This window comes from Streptomyces sp. NPDC041713, from assembly GCF_055591085.1.
Genome location: NZ_JBVIZY010000005.1, coordinates 567,832 through 585,377, shown reverse-complemented (window position 1 = coordinate 585,377; position 17,546 = coordinate 567,832). Strand labels below are relative to the sequence as shown.

The following is a 17,546-nucleotide window of genomic DNA, read 5'->3' as shown; positions in this document are numbered from 1 at the left end:
CACACCGCACGAAGGAGTGAGCCATGTCCGCCCAACTCTCCGACGCCCTGAAAGAGCTGCTCGACAGCCCCGTCTTCATCACGGTCGCCACGATTCAGCCCGACGGGAGTCCTCAGGTGTCCCCGGTCTGGGTGAAGCGTGATGGGGACGACGTGTTGTTCTCGACGACGGTGGACCGTCGCAAGGAGAAGAACCTGCGGCGGGATCCGCGGGTGACGGTGCTGGTGCAGCCCTTCGACGCGCCGTACTCGTACGCGGAGATCCGTGGGACGGCGCAGATGACGACGGAGGGCGGGCAGGAGCTGATCGACGAGCTGTCGGTGAAGTACACGGGCAAGAAGTACGCGGAGTTCAACCCGTCCTCGAAGGACGACACCCAGCGCGTGGTCGTCCGCGTCTCGGCGCGCAAGGTGGTCGGGAGCATCTGAGGGCCGTGTCCGCCGTGCCCCGCGGCGCGTGACGTCACAGTTCGGTGCCCTGTGGTCCAAGGGGCGCGGGGCACTGTCCCGCGCCCACTACCCTGGTGTGGTGACCATTCGCCTGTACGACACCAGCGCCCGGCAGATCCGTGACTTCAGCCCCCTCAACGACGGCTGTGTCTCGATCTACCTCTGCGGCGCCACGGTGCAGGCGGCCCCGCACATCGGGCACATCCGGTCCGGCCTGAACTTCGACATCATGCGCCGCTGGTTCGCCTACCGCGGGTACGACGTCACGTTCATCCGGAACGTCACCGACATCGACGACAAGATCATCAAGAAGTCGGCCGAACAGGGCCGCCCCTGGTGGTCCATCGGGTACGAGAACGAGCGCGCCTTCAACAGCGGATACGACGCGCTCGGCTGCCTCCCGCCCACCTACGAGCCCCGCGCCACCGGCCACATCACCGAGATGATCGAGATGATGCGCGGCCTCATCGAGCGCGGCCACGCCTACGAGGCCGACGGCAACGTCTACTTCGACGTGCGGTCCTTCCCGGGCTACCTGGAGCTGTCCAACCAGGACCTCGACGAGCTGCGCCAGCCGTCCGGCGAGGGCGAGACCGGCAAGCGCGACCCCCGTGACTTCGCCATGTGGAAGGCCGCCAAGGAGGGGGAGCCCAGCTGGGAGACCCCGTGGGGCCGAGGCCGCCCCGGCTGGCACCTGGAGTGCTCGGCGATGGCCCACAAGTACCTGGGCCGCGAGTTCGACATCCACGGCGGCGGGATCGACCTGATCTTCCCGCACCACGAGAACGAGATCGCCCAGGCCAAGGCCTTCGGCGACAGCTTCGCGCGGTACTGGGTGCACAACGCCTGGGTGACCATGAGCGGCGAGAAGATGTCGAAGTCCCTCGGGAACTCCGTCCTCGTCAGCGAGATGGTCAAGAAGTGGCGGCCCATCGTGCTGCGCTACTACCTGGGCACCCCGCACTACCGCTCGATGATCGAGTACAGCCCGGAGGCCCTGCAGGAGGCCGAGTCCGCGTTCGCGCGCATCGAGGGCTTCGTGCAGCGCGTGGTGGAGATGGCCGGCGGCGTCGTCGAGCCCGCCGCCCAGGTGCCGCCCGCCTTCGCCGACGCCATGGACGACGACATGGGCGTCCCGCAGGCCCTCGCCATCGTCCACACCACCGTGCGGCAGGGGAACTCCGCCCTCGCCGCCGACGACAAGGAAGCCGCCGTCGCCCGCCTCGCCGAGGTGCGCGCCATGCTCGGCGTCCTCGGCCTCGACCCGCTCGCCCCGCACTGGGCCGGCGCGGCGAGCGACCGCGGCGAGGACCTGCACGGCGTCGTCGACGCCCTGGTTCGCCTGGTCCTCGACCAGCGCGAGGCCGCCCGCGGCCGCAAGGACTGGGCCACCGCCGACGCCATCCGCGACCAGCTGGGCCAGTCGGGCCTCGTCATCGAGGACAGCCCGAGCGGGCCCCGCTGGACGCTCGGTCCGCGCTGACCGACCCCGCTGATGTGCCGCCCGGCCTTCCGGGCGGCACACTTCATAGACGTACACGGCACACTTCAGAGACGTACACCTCTGCGCGTACGCACGTACGCGCACCCGCAACACGACAGACAGGTAGGTCATGGCCGCTAACAACCGCCGCATGTCCGGCAAGAAGGGCGCGCAGGTCGGCAGCGGCGGCAATCGGCGCCGCGGCCTCGAGGGCAAGGGCCCGACGCCGCCCGCCGAGGCGCGCAAGGGGCACGTGAAGAACCGCATCGCCAACGCCAAGGCCAAGAAGGCCGCGGGTGGCCGCCGTCCCGCCACGCTCAAGGGGCGCGGCGGCAAGGGCACGTCCGAGATGGTCGTCGGACGCAACCCGGTCTTCGAGGCGCTGCGCGACGGCGTGCCCGCCTCCACGCTCTACGTCCAGCAGTTCATCGACAACGACGAGCGGGTCCGCGAGGCGCTGCAGCTCGCGGCCGAGCGCGGTGGCATCCACCTCATGGAGGCCCCCCGCCCCGAGCTGGACCGCATGACGAACGGCCTCAACCACCAGGGCCTCGTCCTGCAGGTCCCGCCGTACGAGTACGCGCACGCCGAGGACCTCGCCGCCGCCGCGTACGACGAGGGCCAGGACCCGCTGATCGTCGCCCTGGACGGCGTGACCGACCCGCGCAACCTCGGCGCCGTCGTCCGCTCCGTCTCCGCCTTCGGCGGCCACGGCGTCCTCGTCCCCGAGCGGCGCGCCGCCGGCATGACGGCCGGCGCCTGGAAGTCGTCCGCGGGCACCGCCGCCCGCACCCCGGTCGCGCGCTGCACCAACCTGACGCGCGCCCTGGAGGCGTACAAGAAGGCGGGCGTCGCCGTCGTCGGCCTGGCCGCCGACGGTGAGCACGAGGTCGGTGACCTGGAGGCGCTCAGCGGCCCGGTCGTCGTGGTCGTCGGCAGCGAGGGCAAGGGCCTGTCCCGCCTCGTCGGCGAGACCTGCGACTTCCGGGTGCGGATTCCGATGCCGGGTGGCGCGGAGTCCCTGAACGCCGGTGTCGCCGCGGGCATCGTGCTCTACGAGGCCTCGCGCCGCCGCGCCTGATCCACCTGGGATGTCCGGGCCGCGGTGATCTCTTGACGCGGCCCGGACATTTCCCCATGGTCAAGGCAGTGTCCTAAACACACATCACTCGGTTAGATGAGTGTGGACACCAGAACACCCCGCACTCCCACGGGGGGAAGCTCGTCAGGTTTCGACGATGCTCCCGCGCTGAGCATGGTGAAGGTGCCGAGCGACCCGGCGCAGGTCATCGTCAATCACGCGAGTTTCCGCGTGCAGCTTCCCGCCGCTGGGCGCACTCAATCCCCGCGTATCTCACGGCACTTGGGCACCCCCGACGAGACGGTGCGGATCCCCGCCGTCGGGGCGGCCGCCAGGCGTCGCGCGCCCGTCGTCTGGAGCGGGAAGTCCGATCCGGACGACACCGGCGCGATCAGACTGCTGCAGGCCGTCCGAGGCAACAGCGTGCGCCGTTCGGCCGAGGAGGCAGGGCCCTACCAAGAGGCCGGAGCCACGCAGGTCATCCCGCGCATCGACCTCGACGACGGCCCCGAGACCGCCGAGACGCCCGCCGTCATCGGACCGCGCACCCCCGAACCAGGGACCCGGCTGCTGCCCCAGATGCGGCCGTCGGGCAGCGACTACGACGAACGGATCGCCCAGGAGGGCGAGGACGCCGACGCGTACGGGTACGGATACGACGCCGCGGACGGCGGCGCGGAACGGGTCCGCCGGCACGGCTCGGACCCCGTCCGGCACGCCTACTACCCCGGCCGCCGCATGAACCTCGGCGTCGTCCTGCTCCCGCTGCGCGTCTTCCTCGGCTTCATCTCCATCTACGCCGGCATGGGCAAGCTCTGCGACCCCGTCTACTTCGACGGCGGCCGGCGCGGCTCCATGGTCAAGTGGCTCACCTCGCTGCACCCCTGGGCGCTCGCCGAGCCACTGCGCGACTTCGCCCTCCAGCACCCGGTGGGCGCCGGCCTCTCCATCGCCTTCCTCCAGGTCGTCGTCGGCGTCCTGACCGTCCTCGGGCTCTGGCAGCGCGTCGCCGCCTCGATCGGCGTGCTGCTGTCGGCGGCGCTCATCGTCACGGTGAGCTGGAAGACCGTCCCCGCCTACGACGCGCCGGACATCATCTACCTCGCCGCCTGGTCGCCGCTGATCATCGCGGGCGCCCCCGTCTACTCCGTGGACGGCCGTCTCGCGGGCGAGGCCTGGCGCACGCTCGGGCCGCGCGTCGACATCTGGGACCTGCGGCGGCGCGTGCTGCGCCGCGGCGCCCTGGTCGGGGCGGTCGTGGTCGGCCTCACGCTGCTCATCGGCTCGATGCTGGGCGGCGCGGTGCGGGACGCGGACCGCGTCACCGCGCCAGGCCCCGGCGAGGCCCCGCGCAACGAACTGCCCGGCTCCCCGCTCCCCGGCGACCCCGCGAAGAAGCGGCTGCACCGCCAGTCGCAGAGCCCCACGGCCTCGACGGGCGCCCCCACACAGGGCAGTTCGGCGAGCCCCACGCAGGGCGGCGCGACGACGCCGGGCGCGGCCCGCTCCCGCGACACGGGCACGGTCGGCTCCACGCAGCCCAGCCAGACCCGGGGCAGCGGCACGTCCGGCCAGGCCCCACCGCAGCAGTCGGCGCCGCAGCAGCCGTCGGCCACGACCGCGGGCCCGTCGACGACCGGCGGCTCCGGCGGCTCCGGCGCCGCGGGCGGTACGGGTGGCGGCGCGGGGACGTCGGGCGGCACCGGCGGGGGCGACGAGCCCGGCGGGCTGCTGGGTGGCGTGCTCGGCCGCTGACCTGCTCCCACTCCCGCTGAACACACGGGGCCCCGCACAGCAGGTGTGCGGGGCCCCGTCGGCGTATCCGGAGGAAAGGTCGTACGAGTGGAGAGGTCCTCAACGGGCCTGTGCGGAGAGCTCCTTGGCGGCTTCGGTGAGGTCCTTGGCGGTGTCGATCGCGCGCCAGTAGGCGCCCTGCGGCAGCGGGAAGCCGGCCAGCCGCTTGGCGCGGGCGAGCCGCGGGAACGTGGTCCGCTCGTGGTCGCCGAGGTCCGGCAGGAGTTCGGTGAACGCGGCCGAGAAGACGTACACGCCCGCGTTGATGAGGTACGGGGACGGCGGGGCCTCGATGAAGTCCGTGATGTGGCCGAACGCGTCCGTCTCGACGGCGCCCCACGGGATGCGGGGGCGGGCCAGGGCGAGGGTCGCGGTGGCGTCGCGCTCGGCGTGGAAGGCCGCCATGTCGCGCAGCGAGAAGCGGGTCCAGATGTCGCCGTTCGTCGCGTACCAGGGCTGGTCCGCGTGCGGCAGGTGGCGGGCGGCGTACTTGAGGCCGCCGCCGCGGCCGAGGGGCTCCTTCTCGACGACCGTCGTGACGTTCAGCGGCAGGTCGGCGGAGTCCAGCCACTCCTGGAGGACCTCGGCGAGATGGCCGCAGGAGACGACGGCGTCCGTGACGCCTTCCTCGGCGAGCCAGGCAAGCTGATGGCCGATGATCGGGGTCCCCGTGCCGGGGATCTCGACCATCGGCTTGGGTCGGTCGTCGGTGTACGGACGGAGGCGGGAGCCTTGGCCTCCGGCGAGGATCACGGCTTGCCGGGGCGGCGGGTCAGTAGTCATGCACTGCACCATAAGCGGACGCAGTGCGGCTGTGTCCCGGGCCCCGGCGCGGAGTCGTGCGGGGGTGCGTGCGGGGGTGCGTGCGCGGGCTTGGGTACGGGTGCGTGCGCGGGTTACGCGGGTCCGCGTACGGGGGCGTGCGCGGGCCTCTGCGGGGACTCGGGCCCGGGTCTGTGCCGGTGGCTCTGCCCGGGCCCTCGCCCTCGCTCCCGCCCTTGTTCTCCCCTGCGTTCTCACCCGCGTTCTCACCCGCGTCCGCGGGCGCCGGGTGTCTCAAGAGGCGTACCGGGCCACGCCCGTGGCGTACGACGTGTCGCAGACGGGCCTGGCGTACGACTGGGCGCGGCTCGGGCCGTACACCCGCACGGCGGCACGGCCGAGCGCGCGGGCGATCGCGGCGCAGTGCCGGGCGAGCGAGGGATGGCGGTTCACCTCCTGCTGGAGGTGGGTGAGGGCGACGCCCGGGTTCTTCTCCTGGAGTTCCAGGAGGAGCCGGTCGCGCACAATGTCCTGCGGGGCGCGCGACTTGGCGGGCTTGGAGAGGTTGTCGGCGGATGCGGTGAGCATCGAGTCCGAGGAGTTCCCCGACCAGTTGACGCTGGTGACCGCGAGGGTCCCGGAAAGCACCAGCATCACGGGCAGGACGAGGGCGAGCGTGCGGCCGATGCGGCGGGCGGGGCCCCGGTGGGCTCGGCGCGGCTTCTGGGTGTAGTTGGCGGAGTGCGTCACGCGAGTGAGCGTAGCGCTAGGTGATGATTTGGCGACATTTAGTCACTCGGTCGAGCGACACGGAATCATGTTTCTCTGGAGCGGTGTTGACGGGGCCGCGGCGAAATGACCGATGTGCCGGGGTATTTGTCGACAACGTGGCCGAACGCGCAGGGCCCCGCACCGAGGTGCGGGGCCCTGCGCGTCGCTGGTGAGCGGGGTTCGCCCGGGGTTCGCTCGGGGTCAGTCGCTGAGGCGCTCGCCCGTCGAGGTGGAGAACACGTGGGTCTCACCCGGACGCGGTACGACGTGGAGCTGGGCGCCCTTCTCCGGGACGCGGCGGCCGTTCACGCGGACCACGAGGTCCTTGTGCTCGCCGGCGACCTCCGCGGAGCCGTAGACGTACCCGTCGGCGCCGAGCTCCTCGACGACGTTCACGGAGACGGCGAGTCCGGCCGGGGCGTCGGCGGTCTCCTTGGAGAGCGTCTTGGCGGTGGTGCCGTCCTGCTCGACGATGTCGAAGTGCTCGGGGCGGACGCCGACGGTGACGGTGCGGTCGCCGCGGTCGGCGGCGGCGGAGAGCGCCTCGCGGTTCACGGGGACGACGCTGTTGCCGAACTTCACGCCGCCGTCGGTGATCGGGACCTCGACGAGGTTCATGGCCGGGGAGCCGATGAAGCCGGCGACGAAGAGGTTGGCCGGGCGGTCGTACATGTTGCGGGGGCTGTCCACCTGCTGCAGCAGCCCGTCCTTGAGCACGGCCACGCGGTCGCCCATGGTCATGGCCTCGACCTGGTCGTGGGTGACGTACACGGTGGTGATGCCGAGGCGGCGCTGGAGGCTGGCGATCTGCGTACGCGTCGAGACGCGCAGCTTGGCGTCGAGGTTGGAGAGCGGCTCGTCCATGAGGAAGACCTGCGGCTCACGCACGATGGCACGGCCCATGGCGACACGCTGACGCTGACCACCGGAGAGCGCCTTGGGCTTGCGGCCCAGGTACTCCGTCAGGTCGAGGATCTTGGCGGCGTCCTCGACCTTCTGCCGGATCTCGGTCTTGTTGACGCCGGCGATCTTCAGGGCGAAGCCCATGTTGTCGGCGACGGTCATGTGCGGGTAGAGCGCGTAGTTCTGGAACACCATGGCGATGTCCCGGTCCTTCGGCGGCAGGTGCGTGACGTCGCGGTCACCGATGCGGATGGCGCCGGCGTTCACGTCCTCGAGCCCCGCGAGCATCCGGAGCGAGGTGGACTTGCCGCAGCCGGACGGGCCGACGAGTACGAGGAACTCGCCGTCCTCGATCTCGATGTCGAGGCCGTCGACGGCGGGCTTGTCGCCACCCGGGTAGATGCGGGTCGCCTTGTCGAACGAAACAGTGGCCATGGTGAGGGCCCCCTTCACCGGCAGGAACGTGCCGGACGATCCGTTGTAGAGAGGGAGTGGTGTAGTCCACCTGAGTGAACTGCTCGTGACGGTATACCGGAGCCCCGCGGTCTGTCAGCAGTCGCGGCCCGACGACCTTCGACCTTCGAGGAAACTTTCGACGGGCGTACGGCGGGGTTGGTTACACTGCGGGGGCGCGATCCGCGAGGACCGTGTGTGCCTCCTTAGCTCAGATGGCCAGAGCAACGCACTTGTAATGCGTAGGTCGTCGGTTCGAATCCGACAGGGGGCTCCATTTTTTTCTCCCTCTCGCCGGGTTTCGGCGCCCCCGTGGCGCGCGGGATCCGAAGGCGCTGCACGGATGGCGCGGTCGCGGGTAGGCGTTCAGGCATGGACAGATGGTCTGTGATCAAGCTTGTGCCGGTGTCGTGGCGGGAGCGGCGCGGGGTGCTCTGGGGTGTGGTGATCGCCGTCTGGGTGGTGCTCTACGGGGCACTCGGCCTGTTCTGGCACTTCGTGCTGGACCACTCCTGGACGGAAGCCCTGGTGTTCACCGTGGTGCTGTCGGTGGTCAACGGAGTCATTCAGTGGTGGGCCCTGGGCCACCGACAGCGCACGCGTCGTCGCGCCGGATGACCTCTGGTCGCCTGGGCCCGCGCCCGGCGCCGCCTCACCGGAGGTCGCACGGGTCCTCGCCCGGGGGGATCGGCTTGGTGTCGGCCACCAGGCAGGAGGAGTAGACGCGGGTCGGCGCTGGCTGCGGCTCGGGGTCCGGCTCCGCCCCCACCGCGACGCCCACGGCCACCCCGGCGCCCGCGCAGAGGAGGCCCGCCGACAGGGCGAGCCGGGTGCGGCGGCTCACCGGTCGCCCTGGAGGTGGTCGCGGAGCTCTTCGTCGCAGCTCTCCTCCCCGGCCGTGCGGATGCGTGAAATGGCCAGTAGGGGGTCTCCTTCGCCTCCGTCGGCCTCCCGCTCGGCCTTGGCCAGTTGCGCGTCGATGTCCGCGATCTGCTCGGCGCACTCGGCGCTGACGGACTGCTCGGGGTGTGGGTCCGGTGTGGTGGAGGCGTTGAGTCCGGCGCTGGCGGCGATGCCGCCCGCACACAGGACCGCCCACGCGGCGACCCACGTGCGACGGCTCGTTCGTATTCGGGCGGGCATTCGGGCAGGCATTCGGGAATCTTACGAGCGAACGGCCGGTCCCGGCAGTCCTGTTGGGTCACCGTGCCCGGCGATCAGTGCCGGCCCGCCACCCGGTTCGCCCACTGGGCCAGGCGGGAGGAGTCGGTGGTGTGGGTGGTTTGTTCGCGGCGGTCTGCGGCGTGGTACGTGGCGTACATGCCGTGTACGCCGAGCCAGCGGAACGGTTCCGGTTCCCACTTGCGGACCTTGTGGTTCACCCACGGGAGCGTGGTGAGGTCCGTGGGGCCCGCCTGGCCCGAGTCCTGTTGGACCAGGTCGCGCAGGGTGCGGGCGGCCAGGTTGGCGGTGGCGACGCCCGAGCCGACGTAGCCGCCCGCCCAGCCGAGGCCCGTGGCGCGGTCCAGGGTGACCGTGGCGCACCAGTCGCGCGGGACGCCGAGGACGCCGGACCAGGCGTGCGCCACCCGTACGCCCGCGAGTTGGGGGAAGAAGCGGGTCAGGATGGCGTGCAGGGCCTCGACGGTGGGCTGCTGGGTGCGGCCGTCGTTGTCCGTCTTCGAGCCGTAGCGGTACGGAACGCCGCGGCCGCCGAGCGCGATGCGGCCGTCGGCCGTGCGCTGGGCGTACATGTAGGCGTGGGCCATGTCGCCGAGCGTCTCGCGGCCCGCCCATCCGATCGACTCCCACTGGGCGTCCGACAACGGCTCCGTCGCGATCATCGAGGAGTTCATCGGGAGCCAGGTGCGGCGCTGGCCCTTGAGGGAGGCGGTGAAGCCCTCCGTGCAGCGCAGCACGTACGGGGCGCGGACCGTGCCGTACGGGGTGACGGCGTGCTTCGGCTTGATCTCCGTGACGGGCGTCGACTCGTGGATCGTGACGCCGAGCGCCTCGACGGCCGCGGCCAGGCCCTGGACGAGCTTGACCGGGTGCAGGCGGGCGCCGTGCGGGGTCCAGGTCGAGCCGACGGCGCCCGCCACCCGTATCCGCTCGGCCGTCTCGCGGGCGCCGTGCAGGGTGCGGTCCTTCTCCCCGTACGAGAGTTCCGTCGCGTGGAAGGCCTTCAGACGGGCCAACTGGGCCGGGGTGTACGCCACTTCGAGTACGCCGCCGTGGTGGACGTCGGCGTCGATGGACTCCTCGGCGGCGGCCCGGATCACCTCGTCGACGGTGTCGTTCATCGCCCGCTGGAGGCGGACCGCGGCCTCGTGGCTGTGCAGCTTGGCGTAGCGGTCGCGGCCCGCGATGCCGTTGTAGAGCCAGCCGCCGTTGCGGCCGGAGGCGCCGTAACCGCAGAACTTCTGCTCCAGGACGGTCACGCGCAGGAAGGGCGCGGCCTTCTTCAGGTAGTACGCGGTCCACAGGCCGGTGTATCCGCCGCCGACGACGCAGACGTCCGCCGTCGCGTCGGCGGTCAGGGGCTCGCGGACGGGGGGCAGGCCCTGGTCGGCGTACCAGAACGATATGCCGCCGTTGACGGTGCCGGCCCCGCTCCCGGTCCCATGGGACGTGTTGTTCGTGTTGTTCGCGCTGCTCATGGGCGGACGTTACTGCGCAGGTGGGGGCCGTGTGCAGGGGGTGGGGCCTTGGTCCTTGGGGGCGGGTCCTTCGGCGGGTGGGACGCGGGATAGATTCCGATACTTTGAGCGGTACGGGTCGAACTTCTGGAGGATTCCACTCATGGCCGTACACAAGGCCGGGCGCAGGGCCGGGCGCGTCGCCACCGCGGTGGCAGCGGCGGCGCTGATCGGGGTGGCCGCGTCCGCCTGTGGCCCCGACGACGGGAACGACAGCGGCAAGGGCGGCGGCAAGAGCGCCGGCGCCGACGAGAAGCCCGCCGCGTCCTCCGACGGCTCGTCCGGCGGTTCGTCCGACGGCCCGTCCGGCGAGCGGTCCCCCGGGGCCGACGCCGACGCCCCGAACGCCGAGGAGCCCCCGGCGGCCAGTTCCCAACTCGCCGACGTGCCCGCGTCGGTGAAGGGCGGCGTGATCACGGTCGGCGATCCGAAGGCCGGGCACACGGTCAAGGTGTACGAGGACCCGCGCTGCCCGTTCTGCAAGAAGTTCGAAGACGGCGGGGCGCAGGCGCTGGTGAAGCCGGTCGTCGACGGCAAGGTCAAGGTCGAGTACACGATCGCCTCGTTCCTCGACGACAACCTCGGCGGCAGCGGCTCGGTGAACGCGGCGAACGCGCTGCGGGCGTCCGTGGAGGCGGGCAGGTTCCCGCAGTTCCACGCGGCGGTCTTCGCCAACCAGGCGGAGGAGGAGACCGAGGACGCCTACACCCCCGCGTTCCTGCTGAAGATCGCCGACAAGGTCGACGGCCTGCGCGGCGGCGCCTTCGACAAGGCGGTCACCAACGGGACGTACAAGAAGTGGGTCGGCGAGGCGATGGAGGCCTTCACCGCCGACGGGGTCCAGGGCACGCCGACCGTCTTCATCGACGGCAAGAAGGCCGGGGGCGGCGGCAACGCGCTCTACGAGCAGGCGGCGTTCGCCAAGGAGCTCAAGGCGGCGGGGATTTCCTGACGGGCGGCGGCGCGGCGGGTGGGGCCGGTGCGGCTGTCGCGGCTGGTGCGGCTGGTGCGGCGCCCCGGGTGAGCGGGTAGCAGGCCAGGCCGACCAGGACCGACGTGAAGTGGCCCAGGTCGGTGAAGGTCCTGCCGGTGATCAGCGGGGCGCCGTACACCGCGAGGACGATCAGGAGATACGCGTACCGCCACGGGCGCGGGATCCGGTACGTGAGTACGGCGACCACGCCCGCGAGCGCGTAACTCACGCCCACGTCCAGAGTGTTGACCGAGGAGCGCGGGGCGGCGCCGTGGTGGATCGCGAGCGCGAGGACGCCTTCGCTGATGAGGGTGGCGAGGACGTGGGAGAGCGCGGCCACCGCCAGCCAGCGGCGGGTGCCGAGCCAGTGCTCGGCGCTCGCGTGGAAGACGGTGTAGAGCACGGCGTACGGCAGCCAGCTTCCGCCGTCGATCCAGAACGCGCTGGAGATCAGCACCCGCACGGGGTTGCGCGACAGCTCGTGGATGTTCGTGGAGTGCTGACGCAGGAAGGCGTCCTCGAACTCCGGCGACATGTGGTGCAGGGCGACGGTCGTCACGAAGAGGGTGGTCAGCCAGATGTACGTGCCCGGGGCGGTGCGGATGTAGGCGGCGGCGCGGGAGACGAGGGCGGTGGCGACCGCTCTGGGGGTGCTGGCCGCTCCGGGGGTGCTGGCCGCTCTAGGAATGGTGGCGAACCGGGCGGTGGCGATCCGGGTGGCGGCGCGCTTGGCGGTGGCGATCCGGGCGGCGGCGTGCTTGGCGGTCCGCGCGGGTCCGGTCACGTCCCGCCCCAAAATCCTCATGCGGCGATTCACGCACGCCGGTAGGGTCCGGGCCGTGATCGACATTCGCGTTCCGGACGGGTTGGTCGCGTCGCAGCACATGTACGCGGGGGAGGCGGGCCGCGCCTTCGTCGCCGCGCTGCCCGCGCGCGTACGGGAGTTCGTCGAGCGGTGGGAGCTGACCCCCGACGGAGAGCCGATGCACGGCATGGCCGCGCTCGTGCTGCCCGTGGTGCGCGCCGACGGCACGCCCGCCGTGGTCAAGTTCCAGGTCCTGGACGAGGAGACCGAGGGCGAGCCGGTCGCGCTGCGGGTGTGGGACGGTGACGGGGCGGTGCGGCTCCTCGACCATGACGCGGACACCGGCACCATGCTGCTCGAACGCCTCGACGCCGGGCGGATGTTGTCGACGATGACCGACACCCGTCAGGCCGTACTCGTCATCGCGGAACTCCTCGCCCGGCTGACGGCGGGGCCCGCGCCCGAGGGCATGCGCCGGCTCGGCGACATCGCGGCCGAGATGCTCGACGGGCTGCCGGGGGCGCTGCGGGCGATCGCCGACCCGGCCGAACGCGCGCTCGTCGAGCGGTGCGGGGGCGCGGTGCGCGAGGTCCTGGATGAGCCGGGGGACCGGCTGCTGCACTGGGACCTGCACTTCGAGAACGTCCTCGCGAGCGAGCGTGAGCCGTGGCTCGCCATCGACCCGAAGCCGCTCGCCGGGGACCCGGGCTTCGACCTGTGGCCCGCCCTCGACAACAAGTTCGACGCGGACGACGTGCTGTGGCGGTTCGACGCGATGACGGAGGTCCTGGGCCTCGACCGCGAGCGGGCCAGGGCGTGGACGCTCGGCCGCGTCCTGCAGAACTCCCTCTGGGAGATCGAGGACGGGCGCCCGCTGGTGGCCGACCACGTGGAGACCGCGCGGCGGCTGCTGGGGCGGTGAGGGGCCTCTGGGGCTGGGGCTGGGGGGGCGGGGTGAGGTGACGCCGGCGTCGGTGGGGTGGTCTCGCTGGTCGGTGGGACGGCGTTGACCGTGGTGGGGTGGGCGTGGCTTGCTGACCTCATGATTCGTACCGCCACGCCTGCCGATGTCCCCGTCATCCACACCCTGGTCCGCGACCTCGCCGCCTACGAGAAGGCGCTCGACGAGGTGCGGGCCTCCGAGGAGCAGCTGCGCGAGGCGCTCTTCGGGGAGCGCCCCGCCGCGTTCGCGCACGTCGCGCAGGACGACGCGTCCGGCGAGGTGGTCGGCTTCGCGCTGTGGTTCCTGAACTTCTCCACCTGGCGCGGGGTGCACGGGATCTACCTGGAGGACCTGTACGTACGCCCCGAGGCGCGCGGCGGCGGCCACGGGAAGGCGCTGCTCGCCGAGCTCGCACGGATCTGCGTGGCCCGCGGCTACGAGCGCCTCGAATGGTCCGTCCTGAACTGGAACGAGCCGTCCATCAACTTCTACAAGTCGCTCGGCGCGCTGCCGCAGGACGAGTGGAGCGTCTATCGGCTGACGGATGGGGCATTGGGGGACGTGGCGTCGCTGGCCGCGCGGGTCTAACGGTGTGGGGGTGGGGGGCGAGGGAGGGAGGAATGGGCGGCCTCGTTCTCGTCAAAAGATTCCTTTGCGCAAAGAAGATCATTGCGTGTGCGGAGGGCCCGCTGGTAGCGTCCCGCGTGCAATGACCAAGCAATTGCGGGAAGTTGGGGGAACGACTTCGTGAAAATGCGCAATAAAGGGATATCCGTGGCGATTGCCTGCGCCTTGACCGGGGTAGCGGGTAACGCGGCGTACGCGTCTTCTTCGGCGCACGGCGAGGGAAATGCGGTGGCCGCCTCGTCGGCCTCGTCGGCCTCGTCGACGGCGGCTCGTCAGGCGCTGGGAGCGGACGAGATCTGCGCGGTCCTGGGAATCGGCAGCGGGGCGGCGGGCCTTGCCAAGGCGCTGGCCAAGGGGGCATCGTGGGTGGGCATCGGCGCCAGCGTCGGGTGCTACGCCTATACGAAGGCCAAGGAAGCGACGCCTGCGCAGAAGCGTGCGGCCATGATCAAGTCGTACAAGAAGTACCAGGCCATGAGCGATCTCAAGAAGCTTGATGCCCTCGGCTATTACTGCCGGAAGCAAAGCGGCGGTGGCGGTGGTGGAACCGATGTCGCCCCGATGAACACGACCGTAGGGGTGATGGCGGGGTGGCGGACCATCAAAATGAAGGGCGTCACGTACAAGTGCACGGCCAGCAGGGACTGATGACGCGCCGCGGCCCCGGATACGGGGCCGGATATGGGGAGCGCTTTCTGCTCTCCCTGGCCTTGGCCGTGGTGAGCCTGCTGTGGATGACGCGGGACATGGCTCAATGGGCGACCGTGTTGTGTGCCGTCGGTGCGGGGATCGGAGTGGTGGGAATGCTCTACTTCGGCCGGGGGTATGTGCGGGAGCGCGGGAATTCCCGTTAGGGGTTGGCGGTAACGGTTCAGCCGACTCTCTTCCGTGCTGGATTATTCCGTGCTGGGTTGAATTCGTGTGCGCTGATTCGTTGGGCGCCCGCACCGCCTCGGGATGAGGTTCGGTGCGGGCGTCCTGTCTTTCTGGTGCGTGGTGCGTGGTGCGTGGTGCGTGGCGTGTGGTGCGCGGTGCGTTGCGCGTGGCGCGTTGCGTACGGGGCCCGCGGCCGCCCCGCTTCAACCCGACGTCGGCCTGAGGTGCAGGCGGGACTCGGTCAGCGCGAGTGTCACCGCCTCCAGTGCGCTGTTGAACGAGACCTCGGAGAGCAGGCCCGGCGCCGCGACCTGGTCGCCCGCGAGGTAGACGCCGTCGCCACGGTCGATCGCGGGGCGGTCCCGCCAGGTGGTCCCGGGGCGGTCCAACGCGCCGGTGCGGCCGTTCGCGACCGCGGCGCGGCGCCATGTCAGCCGCTCGCGCCAGCCCGGATACCCCAGGTCGAGCAGGTGCTCGGCGCGGGCCACGCCGTCCGCCTTGGTCTCGTCGGGGGAGAGCGGGATCTGTGCCTGGACGAGCTGTTCGCCGTCGGGGGCGAGGGTGCGGTCCTGTGCGGTGAAACGTTCGACCCACCCCGTACGGTCCAGGTCGGACACGACGAAGGCGTCGCCCCTGCGGGAGCGGAACGCCACGTCGACGAGGGCGGTGCGGCCGCTCGGCCAGCGCAGGGACTCGTCGTCGAGGAGGCGGCGGGCCGACTCCAGTGAGGTGGCGACGACGACCGGGCCGGTCCGGGTGGGCCCTGTCAGGTCGTCGACGCGGTCCAGGGTCTCCGTGCGGACGCCCATGTTCCAGGCGAGCGCGGCCATGCGGTCGATGACCGAGCCCCAGCCGCCGCGCGGGTAGTGCGCCTCCGGGGGCAGTTTGGCGGCGCGGCGCAGGCGTTCGTGCACGAAGCGGGCGGAGAGGGAGCCGGGGTCGTGGTGGAACGTCGCCACGGCGACGTAGTGCGCGGCCGCGCGTGCGCCCTCCTCGCCGACCTGTGCGGTCGCCCAGGTCGTGAAGTCCTGGTCCACCGGGGCGTGTTCGGCCTTGCGGCGCAGCAGCTTGAGCATGGCGAGGGGAGGGACGCGGCGCAGCTCACCGTGGTGGAGGAGGCGCAGGCGGGCGCCTTCGAGGGGTGGGAGGGGTGCGAGGGGGCCGATGAGGTCGCGCTGCTTGAGCCAGGCCCAGTGGGGGCCGCCGTTGTAGAGGGCGTGCGGTCCGTCGTTCGTCTTGTACGTGCCTTCGGAGGTGCGGGCGCGGCCGCCGAGGGTGTGGTGGGCCTCGCGGAGGGTGACGCGGGCGCCGGCCTCCGCGGCGGTGATGGCGGCGGTGAGTCCGGCGAAGCCGCCGCCGATGACGGTGAGGTGGGTGGGGTCGGGGCGGGGCGTGGGGGTGTGGGGGTGAGGGTGGGTGCGGGGGTGGGGCTGGGCGTGGGCGTGGGTGGCTGTGTGGGGGTGGGCCGGGGTGTCTGGCATGGGATGGGCTCCCTCGGGGTGCTTGGGCTTCACCTCTTGGACGGTCGGGGGTGGGCGGGGTGTGACATCGGGTGGGGGGAGGTGGCTTGGGGTGGGGGAGGTGACTTGGGGCGGGTGGCGGTGGTGCGGTGGTGCGGTGGTGGGGCGGGGATTGTCAGTGGCGGCGTGCACGATGGGGGGATGGTGCGGAAGAGAGTTCAGGCGGGTGCGGGTGCGGGTGCGGGGGCCGGGGACGGGGACGGGGGTGGGGCCGTCGTCAAGGCTGCTCGGCGGGCCGAGGTGCGGTTGCCTGCGCTGAGTCCCTTCGAGGGGCGGGAGTTGGAGCCCGACGGGGATTACGACGGGGTCGAGTTCCGTGGCCTCGACCTCGGGGGGCAGGACGGGGGTGGCGCGTTGTTCATGGACTCCGCGGTGACGGGGTGCACGGTGGACGAGACCCGGCTGACGCGGGCGCGGTTCGTGGACTCGGTGCTGACGGAGTTGCGGGGGGTGGGGACGGATCTGGTGGAGGCGTCGCTGCGGGACGTGGAGGTGGTCGACGCGCGGCTCGGGGGCGTGCAGGTGCACGGGGGCGTGCTGGAGCGGGTGGTGGTGCGGGGCGGGAAGATCGACTACCTGAACCTGCGGAAGGCGCGGTTGCGGGACGTGGTCTTCGAGGAGTGTGTGCTGGTGGAGCCGGACTTCGGGGAGGCGACGTTGGAGCGGGTGGAGTTTCGGGGGTGTGTGGTGCGGGGGGTCGACTTCACGCGGGTGCGGATGCGGGATGTGGACTTCCGGGACGCGGCGGAGTTGGGGGTCGCGCGGGGGATCGAGAGCATGGCGGGGGCGGTGATCAGTCCGGTCCAGCTGATGGAGCTGGCGCCGGTGTTTGCGGGGCAGGTGGGGGTTCGGGTGGCGTGATTTTTCCTGGCGGGGGCGCCTTGGGCGGGGGCGTGGCGTCTGCGCTCTGGGTCCGTGGTGGGGTGCGGGGCGCGGGGGCGTGCGTCTGCGCCTGGGGTCGTTTGTGGGTGCGGGGCCGCGGGGGTATGTGCGTACTCGCCATCCACTGTTCGCCACGCCTCACGAACAACATTGCTACAGCGCGCTCGGTGCTCCGTGCGCACATACCCCCACGTCCCCTCCCGAGCGTTTGCGCCTGCGGCCCGGTGGGGCGGCTCCCTGTGCCTGCGACCGGTTCAAGGCCGCGGGTCGGTGGACGGCCGCCCGCGCTCGCAGCGGGTTACGCCCCGCCGCGCCCTGGCGTCAGCCGGGCCCCGTTGTGGGGTGGACCCGCCCGCCCACCGCTACTCCCGCCGCAGGTCGCGGGGCACACCCACCCGCTCGTCCCTACGCCGGCTGGCCACACATCGCAGGTAAGCCCACCTACCCGCCCCGCGCCGGCCGTACGTCGTGGGTAAGCCCACCCACCCCTACGCCGGTCGCACGTCGCGAGTAGGCCACCCGCCC

At 71.7% G+C, this 17,546-nt stretch carries 18 protein-coding genes and 1 tRNA gene; 11 read left to right on the top strand and 8 right to left on the bottom strand.

What is annotated here, in order from left to right:
- The first annotated feature begins 23 nt into the window (after positions 1-23).
- The 4 genes from ACZ6CV_RS19055 (at position 24) to ACZ6CV_RS19040 (ending at position 4,768) form a co-directional block, all read left to right on the top strand.
- A complete protein-coding gene (locus tag ACZ6CV_RS19055) occupies positions 24-428 on the top strand; it encodes a PPOX class F420-dependent oxidoreductase (RefSeq protein ID WP_362372212.1) in 405 nt (134 codons plus the stop codon).
- A gap of 100 nt (positions 429-528) precedes the next feature.
- Positions 529-1,932, top strand: coding sequence for a cysteine--tRNA ligase (cysS, locus tag ACZ6CV_RS19050; protein ID WP_469251916.1), 1,404 nt, complete (start codon positions 529-531; stop codon positions 1,930-1,932).
- Between the two features lie 130 nt (positions 1,933-2,062).
- Positions 2,063-3,013: a 23S rRNA (guanosine(2251)-2'-O)-methyltransferase RlmB gene (gene rlmB, locus ACZ6CV_RS19045; protein WP_362372218.1), complete on the top strand. Its 951-nt coding sequence runs from the start codon at positions 2,063-2,065 to the stop codon at positions 3,011-3,013.
- A 96-nt stretch (positions 3,014-3,109) separates the two neighbouring features.
- Positions 3,110-4,768 (top strand): DoxX family membrane protein, encoded by a 1,659-nt coding sequence (locus ACZ6CV_RS19040; protein WP_469251915.1) that lies wholly within the window; start codon positions 3,110-3,112, stop codon positions 4,766-4,768.
- A 99-nt stretch (positions 4,769-4,867) separates the two neighbouring features.
- On the opposite strand, the gene ACZ6CV_RS19035 is transcribed toward ACZ6CV_RS19040, so the two are convergent.
- The 3 genes from ACZ6CV_RS19035 to ACZ6CV_RS19025 form a co-directional block, all read right to left on the bottom strand.
- Positions 4,868-5,590 carry a nucleotidyltransferase family protein gene (locus ACZ6CV_RS19035; protein WP_469251914.1) on the bottom strand — a complete coding sequence of 241 codons (723 nt, stop codon included), beginning with the start codon at positions 5,588-5,590 and terminating at the stop codon, positions 4,868-4,870.
- A 273-nt stretch (positions 5,591-5,863) separates the two neighbouring features.
- Complete coding sequence (locus ACZ6CV_RS19030) at positions 5,864-6,319, bottom strand: hypothetical protein (RefSeq protein ID WP_362372224.1); 456 nt, start codon at positions 6,317-6,319, stop codon at positions 5,864-5,866.
- Positions 6,320-6,541: 222 nt separating this feature from the next.
- Positions 6,542-7,678 carry an ABC transporter ATP-binding protein gene (locus ACZ6CV_RS19025; RefSeq protein ID WP_469251913.1) on the bottom strand — a complete coding sequence of 379 codons (1,137 nt, stop codon included), beginning with the start codon at positions 7,676-7,678 and terminating at the stop codon, positions 6,542-6,544.
- A 218-nt stretch (positions 7,679-7,896) separates the two neighbouring features.
- Here ACZ6CV_RS19025 and ACZ6CV_RS19020 point away from each other — a divergent pair.
- Positions 7,897-7,973: transfer RNA gene (locus tag ACZ6CV_RS19020), tRNA-Thr, on the top strand.
- A gap of 95 nt (positions 7,974-8,068) precedes the next feature.
- Positions 8,069-8,314 (top strand): hypothetical protein, encoded by a 246-nt coding sequence (locus ACZ6CV_RS19015; RefSeq protein ID WP_469251912.1) that lies wholly within the window; start codon positions 8,069-8,071, stop codon positions 8,312-8,314.
- A gap of 34 nt (positions 8,315-8,348) precedes the next feature.
- Here the strand turns inward: ACZ6CV_RS19015 and ACZ6CV_RS19010 are convergent, their stop codons facing one another.
- The 3 genes from ACZ6CV_RS19010 to ACZ6CV_RS19000 form a co-directional block, all read right to left on the bottom strand.
- Positions 8,349-8,540, bottom strand: a complete 192-nt coding sequence (locus ACZ6CV_RS19010) for a hypothetical protein (protein ID WP_469251911.1) — start codon at positions 8,538-8,540, stop codon at positions 8,349-8,351.
- Positions 8,537-8,851, bottom strand: coding sequence for a hypothetical protein (locus ACZ6CV_RS19005; protein ID WP_469251910.1), 315 nt, complete (start codon positions 8,849-8,851; stop codon positions 8,537-8,539). Before ACZ6CV_RS19005 ends, ACZ6CV_RS19010 begins: the two co-directional genes overlap by 4 nt.
- Before the next feature lie 62 nt (positions 8,852-8,913).
- Positions 8,914-10,356, bottom strand: coding sequence for an NAD(P)/FAD-dependent oxidoreductase (locus tag ACZ6CV_RS19000; protein ID WP_469251909.1), 1,443 nt, complete (start codon positions 10,354-10,356; stop codon positions 8,914-8,916).
- A gap of 142 nt (positions 10,357-10,498) precedes the next feature.
- Here ACZ6CV_RS19000 and ACZ6CV_RS18995 point away from each other — a divergent pair, with 142 nt between their 5' ends.
- Positions 10,499-11,347, top strand: a complete 849-nt coding sequence (locus ACZ6CV_RS18995; RefSeq protein WP_469251908.1) for a DsbA family protein — start codon at positions 10,499-10,501, stop codon at positions 11,345-11,347.
- Here ACZ6CV_RS18995 and ACZ6CV_RS18990 read toward each other — a convergent pair.
- The gene (locus ACZ6CV_RS18990; protein WP_469252026.1) at positions 11,325-11,972 is read right to left on the bottom strand and encodes a rhomboid-like protein; all 648 of its coding nucleotides are present in this window, start codon (positions 11,970-11,972) and stop codon (positions 11,325-11,327) included. The genes ACZ6CV_RS18995 and ACZ6CV_RS18990 overlap by 23 nt on opposite strands.
- A gap of 199 nt (positions 11,973-12,171) precedes the next feature.
- Here ACZ6CV_RS18990 and ACZ6CV_RS18985 point away from each other — a divergent pair, with 199 nt between their 5' ends.
- From ACZ6CV_RS18985 to ACZ6CV_RS18975, 3 genes are all read left to right on the top strand, one after another.
- Positions 12,172-13,095, top strand: coding sequence for an aminoglycoside phosphotransferase family protein (locus ACZ6CV_RS18985; protein WP_469251907.1), 924 nt, complete (start codon positions 12,172-12,174; stop codon positions 13,093-13,095).
- A gap of 120 nt (positions 13,096-13,215) precedes the next feature.
- Entirely contained in the window at positions 13,216-13,704 is a 489-nt protein-coding gene (locus ACZ6CV_RS18980) for a GNAT family N-acetyltransferase (protein ID WP_469251906.1), read from the top strand.
- Between the two features lie 165 nt (positions 13,705-13,869).
- Positions 13,870-14,391, top strand: coding sequence for a hypothetical protein (locus ACZ6CV_RS18975; protein ID WP_469252025.1), 522 nt, complete (start codon positions 13,870-13,872; stop codon positions 14,389-14,391).
- A gap of 431 nt (positions 14,392-14,822) precedes the next feature.
- On the opposite strand, the gene ACZ6CV_RS18970 is transcribed toward ACZ6CV_RS18975, so the two are convergent.
- Positions 14,823-16,100 carry an NAD(P)-binding protein gene (locus ACZ6CV_RS18970; RefSeq protein WP_469251905.1) on the bottom strand — a complete coding sequence of 426 codons (1,278 nt, stop codon included), beginning with the start codon at positions 16,098-16,100 and terminating at the stop codon, positions 14,823-14,825.
- Between the two features lie 180 nt (positions 16,101-16,280).
- On the opposite strand from ACZ6CV_RS18970, the gene ACZ6CV_RS18965 reads away from it, so the two are divergent.
- Positions 16,281-17,000, top strand: a complete 720-nt coding sequence (locus ACZ6CV_RS18965) for a pentapeptide repeat-containing protein (protein WP_469251904.1) — start codon at positions 16,281-16,283, stop codon at positions 16,998-17,000.
- Positions 17,001-17,546 lie beyond the last annotated feature (546 nt).

Coding starts and splice junctions, on each gene's coding strand:
- ACZ6CV_RS18995 (WP_469251908.1), top strand. CDS start 10,499: ATGGCCGTACACAAGGCCGGGCGCAGGGCCGGGCGCGTCGCCACCGCG.
- ACZ6CV_RS18970 (WP_469251905.1), bottom strand. CDS start 16,100: ATGCCAGACACCCCGGCCCACCCCCACACAGCCACCCACGCCCACGCC.
- ACZ6CV_RS19040 (WP_469251915.1), top strand. CDS start 3,110: ATGAGTGTGGACACCAGAACACCCCGCACTCCCACGGGGGGAAGCTCG.
- ACZ6CV_RS18980 (WP_469251906.1), top strand. CDS start 13,216: ATGATTCGTACCGCCACGCCTGCCGATGTCCCCGTCATCCACACCCTG.
- ACZ6CV_RS18985 (WP_469251907.1), top strand. CDS start 12,172: ATGCGGCGATTCACGCACGCCGGTAGGGTCCGGGCCGTGATCGACATT.
- ACZ6CV_RS18965 (WP_469251904.1), top strand. CDS start 16,281: ATGGTGCGGAAGAGAGTTCAGGCGGGTGCGGGTGCGGGTGCGGGGGCC.
- ACZ6CV_RS19055 (WP_362372212.1), top strand. CDS start 24: ATGTCCGCCCAACTCTCCGACGCCCTGAAAGAGCTGCTCGACAGCCCC.
- rlmB (WP_362372218.1), top strand. CDS start 2,063: ATGGCCGCTAACAACCGCCGCATGTCCGGCAAGAAGGGCGCGCAGGTC.
- ACZ6CV_RS19015 (WP_469251912.1), top strand. CDS start 8,069: ATGGACAGATGGTCTGTGATCAAGCTTGTGCCGGTGTCGTGGCGGGAG.
- ACZ6CV_RS19025 (WP_469251913.1), bottom strand. CDS start 7,678: ATGGCCACTGTTTCGTTCGACAAGGCGACCCGCATCTACCCGGGTGGC.
- ACZ6CV_RS19005 (WP_469251910.1), bottom strand. CDS start 8,851: ATGCCTGCCCGAATGCCCGCCCGAATACGAACGAGCCGTCGCACGTGG.
- ACZ6CV_RS18975 (WP_469252025.1), top strand. CDS start 13,870: ATGCGCAATAAAGGGATATCCGTGGCGATTGCCTGCGCCTTGACCGGG.
- ACZ6CV_RS19035 (WP_469251914.1), bottom strand. CDS start 5,590: ATGACTACTGACCCGCCGCCCCGGCAAGCCGTGATCCTCGCCGGAGGC.
- ACZ6CV_RS19000 (WP_469251909.1), bottom strand. CDS start 10,356: ATGAGCAGCGCGAACAACACGAACAACACGTCCCATGGGACCGGGAGC.